This window comes from Acidovorax sp. GW821-FHT10E03 (assembly GCF_059415205.1).
Genome location: NZ_JBWKMU010000002.1, coordinates 214,276 through 232,177 on the forward strand (window position 1 = coordinate 214,276; position 17,902 = coordinate 232,177).

The 17,902-nt window shown below is 64.2% G+C and carries 16 protein-coding genes; 1 reads left to right on the forward strand and 15 read right to left on the reverse strand.

The window, feature by feature from the left end; all coding sequences use genetic code 11:
• Nucleotides 1-41 precede the first annotated feature (41 nt).
• The 5 genes from AC07OD_RS04130 to AC07OD_RS04150 form a co-directional block, all read right to left on the reverse strand.
• On the reverse strand, nucleotides 42-1,043 hold the full coding sequence (locus AC07OD_RS04130) for a branched-chain amino acid ABC transporter permease (protein ID WP_218295498.1): 1,002 nt from the start codon (nucleotides 1,041-1,043) through the stop codon (nucleotides 42-44).
• Nucleotides 1,044-1,055: 12 nt separating this feature from the next.
• On the reverse strand, nucleotides 1,056-1,940 hold the full coding sequence (locus AC07OD_RS04135) for a branched-chain amino acid ABC transporter permease (protein ID WP_218295499.1): 885 nt from the start codon (nucleotides 1,938-1,940) through the stop codon (nucleotides 1,056-1,058).
• 133 nt (nucleotides 1,941-2,073) lie between these two features.
• A complete protein-coding gene (locus AC07OD_RS04140; protein ID WP_218295500.1) occupies nucleotides 2,074-3,270 on the reverse strand; it encodes an ABC transporter substrate-binding protein in 1,197 nt (398 codons plus the stop codon).
• A 56-nt stretch (nucleotides 3,271-3,326) separates the two neighbouring features.
• Nucleotides 3,327-4,052, reverse strand: coding sequence for an ABC transporter ATP-binding protein (locus tag AC07OD_RS04145; protein WP_218295501.1), 726 nt, complete (start codon nucleotides 4,050-4,052; stop codon nucleotides 3,327-3,329).
• Between the two features lies 1 nt (nucleotide 4,053).
• Nucleotides 4,054-4,824, reverse strand: coding sequence for an ABC transporter ATP-binding protein (locus AC07OD_RS04150; RefSeq protein WP_218295502.1), 771 nt, complete (start codon nucleotides 4,822-4,824; stop codon nucleotides 4,054-4,056).
• A gap of 446 nt (nucleotides 4,825-5,270) precedes the next feature.
• On the opposite strand from AC07OD_RS04150, the gene AC07OD_RS04155 reads away from it, so the two are divergent.
• Complete coding sequence (locus tag AC07OD_RS04155) at nucleotides 5,271-7,085, forward strand: ABC transporter transmembrane domain-containing protein (protein WP_494595288.1); 1,815 nt, start codon at nucleotides 5,271-5,273, stop codon at nucleotides 7,083-7,085.
• A 139-nt stretch (nucleotides 7,086-7,224) separates the two neighbouring features.
• On the opposite strand, the gene AC07OD_RS04160 is transcribed toward AC07OD_RS04155, so the two are convergent.
• Genes AC07OD_RS04160 through nuoG form a run of 10 tightly spaced genes read right to left on the reverse strand, consistent with a single transcriptional unit; the run spans nucleotide 7,225 to nucleotide 17,898 of the window.
• Nucleotides 7,225-7,710, reverse strand: a complete 486-nt coding sequence (locus tag AC07OD_RS04160) for a DUF1178 family protein (RefSeq protein ID WP_494595290.1) — start codon at nucleotides 7,708-7,710, stop codon at nucleotides 7,225-7,227.
• Nucleotides 7,711-7,734: 24 nt separating this feature from the next.
• Nucleotides 7,735-8,040, reverse strand: a complete 306-nt coding sequence (locus tag AC07OD_RS04165; RefSeq protein WP_218340163.1) for a DUF2818 family protein — start codon at nucleotides 8,038-8,040, stop codon at nucleotides 7,735-7,737.
• Nucleotides 8,041-8,066: 26 nt separating this feature from the next.
• Nucleotides 8,067-9,560, reverse strand: coding sequence for an NADH-quinone oxidoreductase subunit NuoN (gene nuoN / locus AC07OD_RS04170; RefSeq protein WP_218295506.1), 1,494 nt, complete (start codon nucleotides 9,558-9,560; stop codon nucleotides 8,067-8,069).
• A 24-nt stretch (nucleotides 9,561-9,584) separates the two neighbouring features.
• Complete coding sequence (locus AC07OD_RS04175) at nucleotides 9,585-11,060, reverse strand: NADH-quinone oxidoreductase subunit M (RefSeq protein ID WP_492253606.1); 1,476 nt, start codon at nucleotides 11,058-11,060, stop codon at nucleotides 9,585-9,587.
• 12 nt (nucleotides 11,061-11,072) lie between these two features.
• Nucleotides 11,073-13,109: an NADH-quinone oxidoreductase subunit L gene (gene nuoL, locus AC07OD_RS04180; RefSeq protein WP_369642956.1), complete on the reverse strand. Its 2,037-nt coding sequence runs from the start codon at nucleotides 13,107-13,109 to the stop codon at nucleotides 11,073-11,075.
• A 31-nt stretch (nucleotides 13,110-13,140) separates the two neighbouring features.
• Nucleotides 13,141-13,449, reverse strand: a complete 309-nt coding sequence (gene nuoK / locus AC07OD_RS04185; protein WP_005793248.1) for an NADH-quinone oxidoreductase subunit NuoK — start codon at nucleotides 13,447-13,449, stop codon at nucleotides 13,141-13,143.
• Complete coding sequence (locus tag AC07OD_RS04190) at nucleotides 13,446-14,114, reverse strand: NADH-quinone oxidoreductase subunit J (RefSeq protein ID WP_218295509.1); 669 nt, start codon at nucleotides 14,112-14,114, stop codon at nucleotides 13,446-13,448. The genes nuoK and AC07OD_RS04190 overlap by 4 nt, the downstream gene beginning before the upstream one ends.
• A 50-nt stretch (nucleotides 14,115-14,164) precedes the next feature.
• Nucleotides 14,165-14,677: an NADH-quinone oxidoreductase subunit NuoI gene (gene nuoI, locus AC07OD_RS04195; protein WP_218295510.1), complete on the reverse strand. Its 513-nt coding sequence runs from the start codon at nucleotides 14,675-14,677 to the stop codon at nucleotides 14,165-14,167.
• 12 nt (nucleotides 14,678-14,689) lie between these two features.
• On the reverse strand, nucleotides 14,690-15,766 hold the full coding sequence (gene nuoH / locus AC07OD_RS04200; protein ID WP_218295511.1) for an NADH-quinone oxidoreductase subunit NuoH: 1,077 nt from the start codon (nucleotides 15,764-15,766) through the stop codon (nucleotides 14,690-14,692).
• Nucleotides 15,763-17,898 (reverse strand): NADH-quinone oxidoreductase subunit NuoG, encoded by a 2,136-nt coding sequence (nuoG, locus tag AC07OD_RS04205; protein WP_494595299.1) that lies wholly within the window; start codon nucleotides 17,896-17,898, stop codon nucleotides 15,763-15,765. Before nuoG ends, nuoH begins: the two co-directional genes overlap by 4 nt.
• Between the last annotated feature and the right edge of the window lie 4 nt (nucleotides 17,899-17,902).

Genomic DNA, 17,902 nt, shown 5'->3' on the forward strand with positions numbered 1-17,902 from the left:
CGGCTGGGGATGGGAGGGCCGCCACAGGCGGCCGTATCGCCTCAGTGCTTGGCGGAGTTGCCCGAGCGGCGCTGCGCCAGCCACGCGATGATCTCGCCCATGATGCCGCGGCGGAAGGCGAGCACGCAAACGACGAAGATCAGCCCCGTGACCATGGTGACGGATTCGCCCAGGGTCTTGAACCACTCCACGCTGGTCAGCGCAGCGAGCAGGTTGCCGAATTCGCCGATCTTGTTCTCCAGCAACACCACCACGGCCGAGCCGATCAGCGGGCCCGACAGGGTGCCCAGCCCCCCCACGAGCGTCATCAGGATGACCTGGCCCGAAGCCGTCCAGTGCACGTCGGACAGCGTGGCGAAACCCAGCACCAGCGTCTTGAGCGAACCGGCCAGGCCTGCCAGCGCCGCCGACAGCACGAAGGCCAGCAGCTTGAAGCGGTGCGTGTCGTAGCCCAGCGAGATGGCGCGAGGCTCGTTCTCCTTGATGCCCTTGAGCACCTGGCCGAACGGCGAATGGATGGTGCGCACGATGACGAGGAACGCCAGCACCACGATCACCAGCGCCACGTAGTACATGACCAGGTCGCTCTGCAGGCTGATGATGCCAAACAGCTTGCCGCGCGGCACGCCCTGCAGGCCGTCCTCGCCCCCGGTGAAGGGCGCCTGCAGGCAGGCGAAGAACAGCATCTGCGCCAGTGCCAGCGTGATCATCGAGAAGTAGATGCCCTGGCGGCGGATGGCCAGCCAGCCGAACAGCAGGCCCAGCAGCGCGCCACCGGCCGTGCCCAGCAGCAGGCCGATCTCGGGCGTGAGGCCCCAGACCTTGATGGCGTGGCCGGCCACGTAGGCGGCGCCCCCCAGGAAGGCGGCATGGCCGAATGACAGCAGGCCGGTGTAGCCCAGCAGCAGGTTGAACGCGGAAGCGAACAGCGCGAAGCACATCAGCTTCATCACGAAGACGGGATAGGCGCCAAGGAAGGGCGCGGCGATCAGGGCCAGCAGCAGCAGGCCGTAGCCGATGGAGGCAAGGTTCTTGGTATTCATGCGGACGGCCCCTTATTTTTCTTTGCCGAACAGGCCGGCGGGGCGGATGAGGAGAACGATGACCATGATGACGAACACCACGGTGGAGGACGCTTCGGGGTAGAACACCTTGGTGAAGCCCTCGATGACACCCAGGCCCAGCCCGGTGAGGATGGAGCCCATGATGGAGCCCATGCCGCCAATCACCACCACGGCGAAGACCACGATGATGAGGTTCTGCCCCATGAGCGGCGTGACCTGATAGACCGGCGCCGCCAGCACGCCGGCAAACGCGGCCAGCGCGGCACCGAAGGCATAGGTCAGCGTCACCATCACGGGCACGTTGATGCCGAAGGCCTCCACCAGGCGCGGGTTCTCGGTGCCGGCGCGCAGGTACGCGCCGAGCTTGGTCTTCTCGATCACGTACCAGGTGGCCAGACACACGACCACCGAGGCCACCACCACCCAGGCGCGGTAGTTCGGCATGATCATGAAACCCAGGTTGGTCGCGCCCTCCAGCAGCTCGGGCGTGTCATACCCCAGTCCGGAGACGCCATAGATCGAGCGGAACACCCCCTCGATCAGCAGCGTGAGGCCCAGCGTGAGCAGCAGGCCGTACAGGTGATCGAGCTTGTAGATCCAGCGCAGCAGCAGGCGCTCGATCAGCACCCCGAACAACCCCACCGCCAGCGGCGCCAGCACCAGCATCCACCAGTAGTTGATACCGAAGTAATTCATCGCCATCCAGGTCATCAGGGCTCCCGTCATGAACAGCGCCCCGTGGGCGAAGTTGATGACGTTGAGCAGGCCGAAGATCACGGCCAGCCCCAGGCTGAGAATGGCATAGAACGAGCCGTTGACCAGCCCCAGGAGGAGCTGGCTCAACAGGCCCGGCAATGAGACACCAAAGATTTCCATGGGAGGCAGCTGCAGGTGGGGGTGAACGGTTCAGGTCGGGAGGAAAGGAGGTGTCAGGCAGGCCCCTGCGGGCCACCGGACCGGCCCTGGGCGCGCGCACGCGCACCCGGGGCCTTCTTTCTTTCTCAGCGGTTTACTTCCAGAGCGCGCACTTGCTCTCTGCCTTGGTGGTGAACACCGTGTCGCCCGGCAGCTTCTTGATGAGCTTGTAGTAGTCCCATGGCTTGGTGGATTCGGCGGGCTTCTTCACTTCCATGAGGTACATGTCATGCACGTAGCGGCCATCGGGACGCAGCTGGCCAGACGCGAAGAAGTCGTTCATCTTCATGCCGCGCCAGGCCGTCATGACCTTGTCGGCATCGATGCTCTTGGCTGCTTCCACGGCCTTGAGGTAGTTCATGGTGGCGGAGTAGTCGGCGGCCTGGATCTCGCCGGGCATGCGCTTGGTCTTTTCAAAGAAGCGTGCGGCGAACTTGCGCGTGTCGTCGTTCAGGTCCCAGTACCAGCTGGTGGTGAACTGCAGGCCTTCGGTGTTGCGCAGCCCCAGGCTGTGCACGTCGCTGATGAAGATCAGCAGGCCCGCGAGCTTCATGCTCTTGCCGATGCCGAATTCCTTGGCGGCCTTGATGGCGTTGATGGTGTCGCCACCGGCATTGGCCAGGCCCAGGATCTGCGCCTTGGAGTTCTGCGCCTGCAACAGGAACGACGAGAAGTCCGACGCGTTGAGCGGATGGCGCACGGTGCCCACCACGGTGCCGCCCTTGGCCTTGACCACCGTGCTGGTGTCGGCCTCCAGCGCATGGCCGAATGCATAGTCGGCGGTGAGGAAGTACCACGACTTGCCCCCGGTGTCCACGATGGCCGAACCCGTGCCCTTGGCCAGCGCCACGGTGTCGTAGGCGTAGTGCACCGTGTAGGGGCTGCATTGCTCGTTGGTCAGTGCGGAGGATGCGGCGCCGTTGTTGATGTACACGCGCTTCTTCTCGGCGGCCACCTTGGCGGACGCGAGGGCCGTGCCGGAATTGGTTCCGCCAAACAGCATGGTCAGGCCCTGGGTGTCGATCCACTCGCGCGCCTTGGACGCCGCGATGTCGGCCTTGTTCTGGTGGTCCGCGGTGAGCAGCTCGATGGGCATGCCCAGCACCTTGCCGCCGAAGTCGTCGATGGCCATCTGGATGGCCACGGCCCCGTTCTTGCCCTCCACGTCGGCGTACAGGCTGGACATGTCGGTGATGAAGCCGATCTTGACCTTGTCCTGCGCGTGCGCGGCCGAGGTGGCCAGGCCCGCTGCGCCCAGCATCAATGCCAGCACTTTGAGTTTGTTCTTCATGGATTGTCTCCTGTGGGTGTGGTGGAAGAAAACGGGAAAGAGGTCACCTGGACAGCTCAGACGCCCAGCAGTTCGGTGAGCACGGGCATCTTTGCCTCAAGCTCGGACGCACTGAACTTCTCGACGATGCGGCCGTGCTCCATGACGTAGAAGCGGTCGGCCAGCGGCGCGGCGAAGCGGAAGTTCTGCTCCACCATGACCACCGTGTAGCCCTTTTCGCGCAGCATGGTGATCATGCGGGCCAGCGCCTGCACGATGACAGGCGCCAGGCCTTCGGAAATCTCGTCCAGCAGCAGCAGGTTGGCCCCCGTGCGCAGGATGCGGGCCACGGCCAGCATCTGCTGCTCGCCGCCCGACAGGCGCGTGCCCTGGCTGTTCCTGCGTTCGGCCAGGTTCGGAAACATGGCGTAGATCTCCTGCACCGACATGCCGGGGGTGCCGGTCTTCAGCGCCGGCGGCAGCAGCAGGTTTTCCTCGCACGACAGGCTGGAGAAGATGCCGCGCTCTTCCGGGCAGTAGCCCACGCCCAGGTGGGCGATGCGGTGCGTGGGCATGTGGATCGTCTCGACGCCGTTGATCTTGACCGAGCCCTTGCGCGCGCCGGTCAGCCCCATGATCGCGCGCATGGTGGTGGTGCGGCCCGCGCCGTTGCGCCCCAGCAGCGTGACCACCTCGCCGGGTTGCACGACGATGTCCACGCCATGCAGCACGTGCGACTCGCCGTACCAGGCCTCGAGGTTGCTGATTTCAAGGGCAGGGGTCTTGGATGCGGTGGTCGCCATCTCAATGTGCTCCCTGCAGTTGGCCATCGGTGGTGCCCATGTAGGCTTCCATCACTTGCGGGTTGTTGGACACCTCGGCGTACGGGCCTTCGGCCAGCACGGCGCCGCGCTGCAGCACCGTGATGCGGTCGGCGATGGTGGAGACCACCTTCATGTTGTGTTCCACCATCAGGATGGTGCGGCCGGCCGAGACTTTCTTGATGAGCTGGGTGACGCGGTCCACGTCCTCGTGGCCCATGCCCTGCGTGGGTTCGTCCAGCAGCATGAGTTCGGGCTCCATGGCCAGCGTGGTGGCGATCTCCAGCGCGCGCTTGCGGCCGTACGGCAGGTTCACGGTGACCTCGTCGGCCAGATCCTCCAGGCCCACCTCGGTCAGCAGCTGCATGGCCCGGTCGTCCAGCTGGTGCAGGGTGCGCTCGCTGCGCCAGAAGTGAAATGAGGTACCCAGCTTGCGCTGCAGGCCCAGGCGCACGTTCTCCATCAGCGTGAGGTGCGGGAACACGGCCGAGATCTGGAACGAGCGGATGACGCCGCGCCGGGCGATCTGCGCGGGCTGCTCACGGGTGATGTCGTGCCCGTTGAAGCGGATGGTGCCCGACGTGGGCGTGAGGAATTTTGTCAGCAGGTTGAAGCATGTGGTCTTGCCTGCGCCATTGGGACCGATCAGCGCATGGATGGAACCCCGGCGCACGGCCAGGTTCACATCGCTGACGGCGGTGAAGCCCTTGAACTCTTTGGTCAGGCTGTGGGTTTCAAGAATGACGTCGCTCATTGCGCCTGGGTCGCTCCGTTGGGTGCTGGGGGAAGAAGCCTTGCGGCAAGGACTTCATGCGTGCGTTTTTGTCGCAGTGCATCGTATGCCCCCCTACCCTGCGGTAGATACTGGGACTAATGCCTATGTATAAACGCCTATGCCTTCTGGCGCACCAGGCAAGCGCATGCGCGCCGCCTCCATCCAGGGCGAGGCACCCGCCCTTCCGCCATCGCGCTTTTTGCCGCCCTGGCCGTCTCGGCAGGCCCCATGGCGAGGGTTCTGTCCGGCAGGCGCGGTCCGGCAAGACACTGACTTTTTACTTACAACCTGCAGCGTCGGGGGCCCCGCAGGGCTGCGGATGGGCAGCCCGCCGCCGCCCGGCGCGCTTCTGGCAAACATTCCCGTGGCCTGGGAGATTGCCCCGCCGCGTGCGGGGACCGGGGATGGGAACCTACACTGCATCCATGGCTTCCACCCCTTCCCAACCCGCCCGCGGGGCGCCCCGCTCTCTGACAGGCCTGCTTCCATTTTTGGGGCCGTACCGGGCCCGCATCGCGTTGGCGGTGGTGTTCCTGGTGCTCGCGGCCCTCGCCACCCTGGCGTTTCCACTGGCCTTGCGCAACCTAGTGGACGGCGGCCTTGTCAGCGCGGACAAGGGGGCCCAGACCATGGCGCTGCGCAACCATTTCGAGGCCCTGTTCGCCGTGGCCGTGGCGCTGGGGGTGTTCTCCGCCGCGCGCTTCTACATGGTGAGCTGGCTGGGCGAGCGCGTGACCGCGGACCTGCGCGACGCCGTGTACAGCCATGTGCTGCGCCAAAGCCCCCAGTTTTTTGAAACCACGCAGACCGGGGAAGTGCTGTCGCGCCTGACCGCCGACACGACGCTCGTCCAGACCGTGGTCGGTTCGTCCTTGTCCATGGGCCTGCGCAATGCCGTCATGGGCGTGGGCGCGCTGGCCATGCTGGTGTGGACCAATCCCTATGTCATGTCGGTCGTGCTGCTGGCCGTTGTGCTGGTGGTGCTGCCCACCATGTGGATCGGGCGCAGGGTGCGGCGCCTGTCGCGCGACAGCCAGGACCGGGTGGCGGACTCGAGCGCCATCGCGGCGGAAGTGCTCAACGCCGTGCCGGTGGTGCAGAGCTACGCGGCCGAGCCCCGCGAGTCCGCCCGCTTCATGCAGGCCACCGAAAATGCGTTCCAGGTCGCCATCAAGCGCACCCGTGCCCGGGCCCTTCTGGTGGCCTTCATCATCATTGCCAACGCCGCGCTGCTGCTGTGGGGCCTGTACCGCGGCACGGAGGCCGTGCTGGCGGGCAAGATGACCGCAGGCCATCTGGGGCAGACCGTGGTGTACGTGATCCTGCTGGCCGGCGCCGTGGCAGTGCTGGGCGAGGTCTACGGCGACCTGCTGCGCGCCGCGGGCGCCACGGAGCGGCTGATGGAGCTGCTGGGGAGCCGCTCCCCCGTGGCGGACCCGGACGAGCCCCAGGAACTTCCGCTCTCCGAGCGCGGCCTGGAGGTGGAGTTCGAGCAGGTGCAGTTCCACTACCCCTCGCGCCCCGATCAACCCGCCCTGCACGACTTTTCCCTGCGCCTGGCGCCCGGCGAAACGGTGGCGCTGGTGGGCGCCAGCGGCGCGGGCAAGACCACCGTGTTCCAGCTGCTGCAGCGCTTTTACGACGTGGACTCCGATGCCGACGGCGTCCCGCAGGGGCGCATCCGCCTCAATGGCGTGGACATCCGCAGGCTGCGGCTCAAGGCCCTGCGCTCGCACACGGGCACCGTGCCACAGGACGCGGTGATTTTCTCGGCCTCCGCGATGGACAACATCCGCTATGGGCGCCCCGACGCGACGGACGAGGAGGTGGTTGCCGCCACGCGCGCCGCGTTCGCGCACGACTTCATCACCGCGCTGCCGCAAGGGTATGCCACCTTCCTGGGAGAGCGCGGCGTGCGCCTGTCAGGCGGCCAGCGCCAGCGCATTGCCATCGCCAGGGCCATGCTCAAGAACCCGCCACTGCTGCTGCTGGACGAGGCCACCAGCGCGCTGGACGCCGAGAGCGAGCGCATGGTCCAGGCGGCACTGGACACCGCCATGCAGCGCCACACAGGCCGTCGCACCACGCTGGTCATTGCCCACCGGCTGGCCACCGTGCAGAACGCGGACCGCATCGTGGTACTGGACCATGGGCGCATCGTCGAGCAGGGCACCCACACGGCCCTGCTGGCGCAAGGCGGCGTCTATGCCCGCCTGGCGGCATTGCAGTTCACGGTGTAGCACCGGGCGCCCGGGGGCACGGGCGGAGCTTCGCAGGCTTCGGGAAATCGCTATAAATACAATAGCTTATTGCGCTTGCGCATCAAGCGTTTGCGACCAAAATGGCCACAACATGTTGGCGGCCAGGCAGCCGGGAAGGCTATTGAAGGGTTTCCTTGGACGCCGCGGGCAATGCCAGGGGCAGGACGGCAATGCCCTCCTCCAGCAACTCCAGGGCCTCGTCGGGGGTGGCCTGACCGCGAATCGCACGCTCCTGCACCTCGCCATGGTGCATGCGGCGGGCTTCCTGGGCAAAACGCCCTCCCACATCCTCGGTGCTGGCGACGATCTTGCGGGCCAGCTCCAGCCAGGCGGCCTGCAGCGCGGGCGCAAGCACGCCGGCATCGGCCGGCGCCCCTCCGGCTCCGGGCACGGGAGACGGTGTTGTCACGGTGGGCGTGGTGGCGGCTGGATCTCGCGCGCCCAGATTCAAGCGCGGAGCGCTCAGACGCTTTTCAATGTGGGCATCCGCGCACAGGGGGCATTGCACCAGCCCGCGCTGTTTCTGGCCCTGGAAATCATCCTCCGATCCAAACCAGCCTTCAAAGACATGGCCGAGCCGGCATTGGAGATCAAGCACCTTCATGGCAACACCTGAACGCGCCGGCCGTCACCCGTGGCGGCGCAGCAGGTACCGGTAGACAAAACCTGGAAAGGCCAGCGTGAGAAACAGCGTCCCGGTGATGGCATAGAACTCCCAGCCTTGCGGCGCGATCTGCCCTGCGCGGCGCTCCAGCAAGAGCGCGAGGCCACCGACCAGGACATACAGCAGGAGGAGCTCAGCCAGCCGGCCGACGAGCGGCTTGCGCTGCCCGGCAACGGGCCCCACCACCAGCCAGCGGTGGTTCACAAACGGCAGGTTGGCGGCGATGAAGGCCGCCACGATGACCAGCCAGACGGACCCGGTAAGAGACACAGGAACGAACGAGAGCGGCGAGGCGCTCAGGTCGCCAGCGCGCGCACGACAGCGTCCGCGCACAGCGCCATCAGACCGCCGGGCAGAAGGCCCAGCACCAGAAGAAGTGCACCGTTGAGCGTCAGTACCACGCGGACGTCCACGGGCGCCGATACGTTCGAAGCCGTCAGCGGGGCGTCGAAGTACATGACCTTCACCACCCGCAGGTAGTAGAAGGCGCCAATCAGCGACATCATCACGGCGAACACCGCCATCGCGATGTACAGGCCCTGGCCGGAGGCCACCAGCGCCTGCAGCACCGCCAGCTTGGCGTAGAAACCCACCAGCGGGGGAATGCCGGCCATGGAGAACAGGCAGACCGCCATCACGCCCGCATACAGGGGGCTGCGCTGGTTCAGGCCCGCAAAGTCCGAGATTTCTTCGCTCTCGAAGCCCTCGCGCGCCAGCAGCAGGATCACGCCGAACGCGGCCAGCGTGGTGAGCACATAGGTCACCACATAGAACATGGAGGCGCTGTAGGCGTTCTCGACGGCCGTGGCATCCACATTGCCATTCACCACACCCGACATCAGGCCCAGCAGCACGAAGCCCATCTGCGAGATCGTGGAGTAGGCCAGCATGCGCTTGAGGTTGGTCTGCGCGATGGCGGCCAGGTTGCCCACGAGCAGCGAGCCGATGGCCAGCACCGCGAGCATCTGCTGCCAGTCGATGGCCAGGGGCAGCAGGCCGTCCACCAGCAGGCGGATCGTGATCGCGAAGGCTGCCAGCTTGGGCGCGCCACCGATCATGAGCGTGACGGCCGTGGGGGCACCCTGGTACACATCGGGAATCCACATGTGGAACGGCACCACGCCCAGCTTGAAAGCCAGGCCAGCCACCACGAACACCAGGCCGAAGACCAGCACCTGATGGCGGATCTGGCCCGAATTGACCGCCTTGAACACCTGGCCGATGTCGAGCGAACCCGTGGCACCGTAGATCATGGACAGGCCGTACAGCAGGAAACCGCTGGCCATGGCGCCGAGCACGAAGTACTTCATCGCCGCTTCCGTCGCCGTGGCGTTGTCGCGGCGCAAGGCCACCAGGGCGTAGCTCGACAGGGTCAGGAGTTCCAGGCCCAGGTAGATCACGAGGAAGTTGTTGCCCGAGATCATGATGAACATGCCCAGCAGCGCAAACATCGACAGCGTGAACATCTCGCCGCCGCGCATCATGCCGCGGTCCGCCGCATAGGGACGGCCGTAGACCAGCGTGATCATCATCGCCACGGTGGCAAAGCACTTGAGCCAGTTGCCCATGGCGTCGCTGACCACCATGTTGCCAAAGCCGTAGAAGGTGTTGCCGCTGCTGGCGTACATGGCCTGCAATGCCGCCACCACGGCCAGCGTGAGCAGGGTCAGCACATAGGTGCCCGTGCGGCGTGCGCTGTGCACGCCCAGATCGACCAGCGCGATCACGCAGGCCATGGTCAATAGCACGATTTCGGGGTAAATCGCGAGCCAGCTGATGTTGTCAATCATCTCGAATCTCTCAGTTCAGTCTGGTCAGTTCAGCTTGGACAGCGCGACATGCTTGAGCAGTTCGGCCACCGAGGTGTCCATCACATCGGTGAAGGGGCGCGGGTACAAGCCCATGGCCAGCACGGCGATGCCCAGCAGTGCAAGCACCAGGAACTCGCGGCTGTCGATATCGGTGAGGCCCTTGACGTTGTCGTTGCCGACAGGTCCCAGGTACACCCGCTTGAACATCCACAGCGTGTAGGCGGCGCCAAAAATCAACGCCGTGGCGGCTGCCATGCCGATCCAGAAGTTGGCCTTGACGGCCCCCAGGATCACCATCCATTCGCCGACGAAACCGGCGGTGCCCGGAAGGCCGCAGTTGGCCATGGCGAACAGCAGCGCGAAGGCCGTGAAGTTGGGCATGGTGTTGACCACGCCACCGTAGGCCGCGATTTCACGCGAGTGCACGCGGTCGTACAGCACGCCGATGGACAGGAACATGGCACCCGAGACGAAGCCGTGGGCAATCATCTGCACCAGGCCGCCGGAGACGCCCAGGTCGTTGAAGATGAAAAAACCCAGGGTCACGAATCCCATGTGCGCCACTGACGAGTAGGCCACCAGCTTCTTCATGTCCTTCTGGACCATGGCCACCAGGCCCACATAGATCACCGCGATCAGCGACAGCGCGATCATCAGCCACGCCCATTCGCGCGAAGCGTCGGGAGCGATGGGCATCGAAAACCGCAGGAAACCGTAGGCACCGAGCTTGAGCATGATGGCGGCCAGCACGGCCGAGCCGCCGGTGGGGGCTTCCACGTGCACATCGGGCAGCCAGGTATGCACTGGCCACATGGGCACCTTCACGGCGAAGGCCGCGAAGAAGGCGAAGAACAGCAGCGTCTGCGCGCGGCCGCTCAATGGCAGCTGGTGCCACGTCGCGATGTCGAAGCTGCCACCCGACTGGTTGTACAGGAAGATCAGCGCGATCAGCATCAGCAGCGAGCCAAGCAGCGTGTACAGGAAGAACTTGAACGCCGCGTAGATCTTGTTGGGGCCGCCCCAGATCCCGATGATCAGGTACATGGGGATCAGCGTGGCTTCGAAGAACACGTAGAACAGCATGCCGTCCAGCGCCGTGAACACTCCGACCATGAGGCCTGACAGGATCAGGAACGCGCCCATGTACTGGTTCACGCGCTCGGTGATGGATTCCCAGGAAGCCACCACCACGATGACGGTGATGAAAGCCGTCAGCGGCACGAACCAGAACGAAATGCCATCCACGCCCAGGTGGTAGTGGACATTGAAGCGCTCGATCCAGGCGGCCTTCTCGACAAACTGCATCGCCGCCGTGCCCAGCTTGAAGCCATCGTACAGGGGCAAGGTCACCAGGAAGCCGATCACGGCCCCGACCAGCGCCAGCCACCGCACCGCGCGGGCATGCTCATCCCGCCCAATGGCCAGCAGCAGCACACCGAAGGCAATCGGTGTCCAGATTGCAAGACTCAACAGACCCATTTGTTGTTTTCCTTATTTGATGAGCTGCAAGAAAGCATCGCCCCAGACAAACCAGGTCATCAATGCGAAGACACCCAGAATCATCACCAGCGCATAGTGGAAGATGAAGCCCGACTGCATCCAGCGGACGATGCCGGAAACCCCGCGCACCAGCTTCCAGGAGCCATTCACGAGGGCCCCGTCGATGATGGCCTGATCGCCACCCTTCCACAGGCCGACGCCCAGGGCACGCGCGCCGCGCGCCAGGATGTTCTCGTTGATCCAGTCGAGGTAGTACTTGTTCTCCAGCAGCGTGTACAGGGGCTGCACGCGGGCCTTGATGCCGGCCGGGAGCGCGGGGTTGACCATGTACATGTAGTACGAAGCAACCACGCCAGCGAGCGCCAGCCAGAACGGCGCGGTCTGCAGTCCGTGCACCGCCATGGCCACCGGACCGTGGAAAATTTCAGCCAGTTTCGCCATGGCCGGATGCTTGACCGCATCGACAAAGATCACGTTCTTGAAGAAGTCGCCGAACAGCATGGGCTGGATGAACATGAAACCCACCACCACCGACGGAATGGCCAGCAGCACCAGAGGCACGGTCACCACCCAGGGCGATTCGTGGGGCTCGTGATGGTGATCGTCATGGCCATGGTGGTCATCATGGTGCGCATCAGGATTCTGGTCGTAACGCTCCTTGCCATGGAAAACCAGGAAGTACATGCGGAACGAATAGAACGCCGTGATGAATACACCCGCCAGCACGGCGAAGTGCGCAAAACCGGCCGCGGGCAGATGGCTGAAATGGACCGCCTCGATGATGCTGTCCTTGGAATAGAAGCCCGCGAACAGCGGGGTGCCGATCAGCGCGAGCGAACCCAGCAGCGAGGTGATCCAGGTGATGGGCATGTACTTGCGCACGCCGCCCATCCAGCGGATGTCCTGGTTGTGGTGCATGCCCATGATGACCGAGCCGGCGCCGAGGAACAGCAGCGCCTTGAAGAACGCGTGGGTCATCAGGTGGAACACGGCGACCGAATAGGCCGACGCACCCAGCGCCACGGTCATGTACCCGAGCTGCGACAGCGTGGAGTAGGCCACCACGCGCTTGATGTCGTTCTGGATGATGCCCAGGAAACCCATGAACAGCGCCGTGATGGCCCCGATCACCAGGATGAAGTTCAGGGCGGTATCCGACAGCTCGAACAGGGGCGACATGCGCGCGACCATGAAGATGCCGGCCGTCACCATGGTGGCCGCGTGGATCAGTGCCGAGATGGGGGTCGGGCCTTCCATCGAGTCGGGCAGCCAGACGTGCAGCGGGAACTGGGCGGACTTGCCCATCGCACCGATGAACAGGCAGATGCAGATCACGGTGATCAGCATCCAGTCGGTGCCGGGGAAAGCCAGGCCGCCGAGCTCACCCGACTTGGCAAACACTTCGCCGTAGTTCAGCGTGCCTGCGTAGGCCGCGATGAGGCCGATGCCCAGGATGAAGCCGAAGTCCCCCACGCGGTTGACCAGGAAGGCCTTCATGTTGGCGAAGATCGCGCTGGGCTTGTTGAACCAGAAACCGATCAGCAGGTAGGACACCAAGCCCACGGCTTCCCAGCCGAAGAACAGCTGCAGCAGGTTGTTGCTCATGACCAGCATGAGCATGGAGAACGTGAACAGGGAGATGTACGCGAAGAAGCGGTTGTAGCCGTCGTCCTCTTCCATGTAGCCGATCGTGTAGATGTGCACCATCAGCGACACGAAGGTCACCACCACCATCATCATGGCCGTGAGGCTGTCGATCAGGAAGCCGACTTCCATCTTGAGGCCGCCGACCACCATCCAGGTGTACAGCGTTTCGTTGAAACGGGCGCCATCCAGCGCAACACTCTTGAGCGTCATGGCCGACAGGACGAAGGCCACGAGCACGCCCAGGATGGTCAGGGTGTGGCTCAGGCGGCGGCCAATCCAGTTACCACCAAAGGTCGTACCGAAGATGCCGGCCAGCAAGGCGCCCGCCAGCGGAGCCAGCGGCACGGCCAGGAGCGTTGAAGCAGAGAGGGTTTGACTCATTCTTGAGAACCTTGGGAATACAGGTGGCTCATCAACCCTTGAGGGTGTTGAGGTCTTCCGCGTTGATGCTGGACTTGTTGCGGAACAGCAGCACCAGGATGGCCAGGCCGATCGCCGATTCGGCCGCTGCCACGGTCAGGATGAAGAACACGAACACCTGCCCATGCATGTCGCCCAGGTAGTGGGAGAACGCCACGAAGTTCATGTTGACCGCGAGCAGCATCAACTCGATCGCCATCAGCAGCACGATCAGGTTCTTGCGATTGAGGAAGATGCCGATCACGGCCAGCGCGAACAGCATCGCGCCCAGCGAGAGAAAGTGGCCCAATGTCAGCGTCATGCTTTTTTCTCCTCGGCGACAGCCTCTGCAGGCGCTGGCGCCTCAGCCTTCTGGGTGGCGGCAACCTTGACCACTTCGAGGCGGTCGCTGGCGCGCACGCGGATCTGCACGGACGGATTGATCGCCTTGCTGTCCTTGCGCTGGCGCAGCGTCAGGGCAATGGCGGCAATCATCGCCACCAGCAGGATCACAGCCGCGATTTCCACGGGATAGAGATACTCGGTGTAGAGCAGCTTGCCCAGCGCCTTGGTGTTGGAATACTGGACGACCTGGCCCGCCGCATTCACCGCCGTGGCGACAGCCTTGGGCTCATCCATGCCCCGGAAGCCACCCATCAGCACCGCGGCCATTTCGAGCGCGATCAGTGCGCCCACCGTGGCGGCCAGGGGAAAGTGCTTCCAGAACCCCTTGCGCACCGTATCGATGTGGATGTCCAGCATCATCACGACGAAGAGGAAAAGCACCATCACCGCGCCCAGGTACACCAGCACGAGCGCAATGGCCAGGAACTCGGCCTTGAGCAGCAGCCAGACGGCGGCGGCCTGCGAGAACGCGAGGATGAGGTAGAGCACCGCATGCACGGGATTGCGCGCGGTGATCACTCGGAAGGCTGCGAACAGCAGCACGACCGAGAAGAGGTAGAAGAAACCTGTCTTGGCGTCCATGAATCGGGTCTTTATAGAAAGTCTGGCAAAGAGGCTGAACCCAGCACCGCTCAGCGGTACTTGGCGTCCGCAGCCTTGGCTGCCGCGATTTCACCTTCGTACCGGTCGCCCACGGCCAGGAGCATGTCCTTCGTGAAATACAGATCGCCACGCTTTTCGCCGTGGTACTCGAAAATGTGCGTCTCGACGATCGAGTCCACCGGGCAGCTTTCTTCGCAGAAGCCGCAGAAGATGCACTTGGTCAGGTCGATGTCGTAGCGCGTGGTGCGGCGGGAGCCATCGTCGCGCACGTCCGACTCAATGGTGATGGCCATGGCGGGGCACACGGCCTCGCACAGCTTGCAGGCGATGCAGCGCTCTTCGCCATTCTCATAACGGCGCAAGGCGTGCAGGCCACGAAAACGTGGCGACAGAGGTGTCTTCTCTTCAGGGAACTGCACGGTCACCTTGCGGCGAAAGGCGTAGCGCCCCGTGAGGGCCATGCCCTTGAGCAGTTCCACGAGCATGAAGCTCTTGAAGAAATCCTTGAACGAGAAAGGTGCAGCAGCAGCAACAGCAGTCATTTGTGTCCCCGCTTATTTCCAGATATTCCAAGGCGAGAGCAACCACCCGCCGACGATCAGCAGCCACACCAGGGTGACCGGAATGAAGATCTTCCAACCCAGACGCATGATCTGGTCATAACGGAAACGGGGGAATGTCGCCCGGATCCAGATGAACATGGACACCACGAGGAATGTCTTGATCCCGAGCCAGATCCAGCCGGGAATGAACGAGAGGAAATCCACCGGAGGCAGCCAGCCGCCCAGGAACATGAGGGCGGCCAGGATGGACACCAGCCACATGCTCGCGTATTCCGCCAGGAAGAAGATCGCGAAACCCATGCCGGAGTACTCCACCATGTGGCCCGCCACGATTTCGGCTTCGCCTTCCACCACGTCGAACGGATGGCGGTTCGTCTCAGCCACACCCGAGATCAGATAGACCAGGAAGATGGGCAGCAATGGCAACCAGTTCCAGGACAGGAAGCCCAGGCCCATGTTGGAGGCCATGCCGCGGGACTGGGACATCACGATCTCGGTGAGGTTCATGCTGCCCGAAACCATGATCACCACCAGGAAGCAAAAGCCCATGGCGATTTCGTAGCTCACCATCTGCGCGGACGCCCGCAGTGCGCCCAGGAAGGCGTACTTGGAGTTCGATGCCCAGCCGGCAATGATCACGCCATACACCTCGATGGAGGTGATGGCCATCACCAGCAGCAGGCCGGCGTTGACATTGGCCAATGCCACGTCCGGGCCGAACGGAATCGCCACCCAGGCAGCCAGCGCGGGCATGATCGCCATGACCGGCCCCAGCACGAAGAGCCCTTTGCTGGCGGCAGTAGGCTGGATGATTTCCTTGGTCAGCAGCTTCAAGGCGTCCGCGATGGGTTGCAGCAACCCGAGCGGGCCGACCCGGTTGGGGCCATGGCGCACCTGCATGAAGCCCAGGAGCTTGCGCTCCCACAGCGTGAGATAGGCCACCGCCCCCATCAGGGGCGCCAGAATGCAGACGATCTTGAGCAGGATCCAGAGCACCGGCCAGACCACGCCGGTCCACCAGCCAAAGGAAAGCAGGTTTAGGCCCGCGTTGTAGATCGCGTCGATCATGCTGCCACTCCTTCGCGTGCCAAGCGCGCGTCGGCGGTCAGCTGCAGCGACGTGGAACGGCGCACCAGGCCGTCCAGTTGATAGATCGAGGCCACCACGGGCTCGCCCACCACTGCGGTGGCGACAGGGACAGCAGTGCTCACGGCATTCGACAATTGAGCGGCCGGGACCTGCGCGAAGGTGCCAGCAGGCGCATTCGTGGCGCGGGCCAGCACATCCTGCGACGTCTCGAAATCAAAACCCGGCACGCCCAGCAGATTGGCCAGCACGCGCAGCACCTTCCAGGCCGGACGGGTATCGCCCAGAGGACGCACCACGGCATGGAAACCCTGCAGGCGGCCTTCCGCATTGATGAAGCTGCCCGAGGTTTCCGTGAACGGCGCCACCGGCAGCAGCACATCACTGAACTCCATATTGGCCTTGAACGGACTCAAGGTCACCACCATCTCCGCCCCTCCCAGGGCCGTGGCGGCCTGCAGGCCGGCTGCAGAGTCATGGACAGGCTCGGTATTGAGCAGCAAGGCCGCCTTCAATCCACCCGCCAGCATCTGGCCTGCATTCAGGCCTCCGTTCACGGGATGGGCGCCGGCGAATTGCGCGCCCACGGTGTTGGCGGCTTCCGTCAGGTAGCCGACGGTTGCCCCGGTTTGTTCACCAATCCAGTTGGCAAGCGCCAGCAGCTGGGTTGCCTGGGCATGGTGCGCTGCGGCATTGCCCAGCAGTACGGCCTTGCGTTCGCCGCCCAGCAATGAGCGGGCGATGGCCAGGGAAGCTTCGGTGGGATCACCGGAACCTGCGGGTGCGGCCGTGCCCTTTTCCTGTGCCACGGCAGCGGCGATGGTGCCCAGCGCCTGCAGCCACTGACCGGCGCCTTGCAGCAGGGAGTGCTTCACGGGCATGGCCCAATCGGCCAGGGCCGAGTCGACCACGCTGACCTGGCAGCCATGGCGCGCAGCCTGGCGGATGCGCTGCGCGAACAGCGGATGGTCCTTGCGCAGGTTGGAGCCCACCACCAGCACGCGCTGCAGCGGGGACAGCGAGGCGATGGACGTGCCGAGCCAGCGGATGCCTTCGGGCGCCGCGAATTCGGCGTTGCGCAGGCGGTAGTCAATGTTGTCGCTGCCCAGGCCGCGCATCAGGGCGGAGGCCAGGTACAGCTCTTCGAGCGTGCTGTGCGGGCTGACCAGGGCACCGATGGCGCCAGCGCCATGGTCGTTCTTGATGTTCTTCAAGCCGTTGGCCACGTATTCGAGCGCGGTCTGCCAGTCGACGGTCTTCCAGACACCGCCCTGCTTGAGCATGGGCTGTGTCAGCCGCTCGTCGCTGTTGAGCGATTCGTACGAGAAGCGATCACGGTCGGCGATCCAGCATTCGTTGACGGCTTCGTTCTCGAACGGAACGACACGCATGACCTTGTGGTTCTTGACCTGCACGATGAGGTTGGCACCGGTGGAGTCGTGCGGGCTGACGGAGCGGCGGCGCGACAGTTCCCAGGTGCGGGCGCTGTAGCGGAACGGCTTGCTCGTGAGCGCGCCCACGGGGCAGATGTCGATCATGTTGCCCGACAGCTCGGAATCCACGGTATCGCCCGCCACGGTGGTGATCTCGGAGTGCTCGCCGCGGTGGATCATGCCGAGTTCCATCACGCCGGCCACTTCCTGGCCGAAGCGCACGCAGCGGGTGCAGTGGATGCAGCGGCTCATCTCCTCCATGGAGATCAGCGGGCCCACATCCTTGTGGAAGACCACGCGCTTTTCTTCCTCGTAGCGCGAGGAGGAACCGCCGTAGCCCACGGCCAGATCCTGCAGCTGGCACTCGCCGCCCTGGTCGCAGATGGGGCAATCCAGCGGGTGGTTGATCAGCAGGAATTCCATGACCGACTGCTGGGCCTTGATGGCCTTGTCGCTCTTGGTGCGCACGATCATGCCCTGCGTGACCGGCGTGGCGCAGGCGGGCATGGGCTTGGGGGCCTTCTCCACGTCCACCAGGCACATGCGGCAATTGGCGGCGATGGAGAGCTTCTTGTGATAGCAGAAATGGGGAATGTAGGTGCCGGCCTTTTCGGCTGCATGCATCACCATGCAGCCTTCGGCGACTTCTACCTTCTGCCCGTCGAGTTCGATTTCAACCATATGC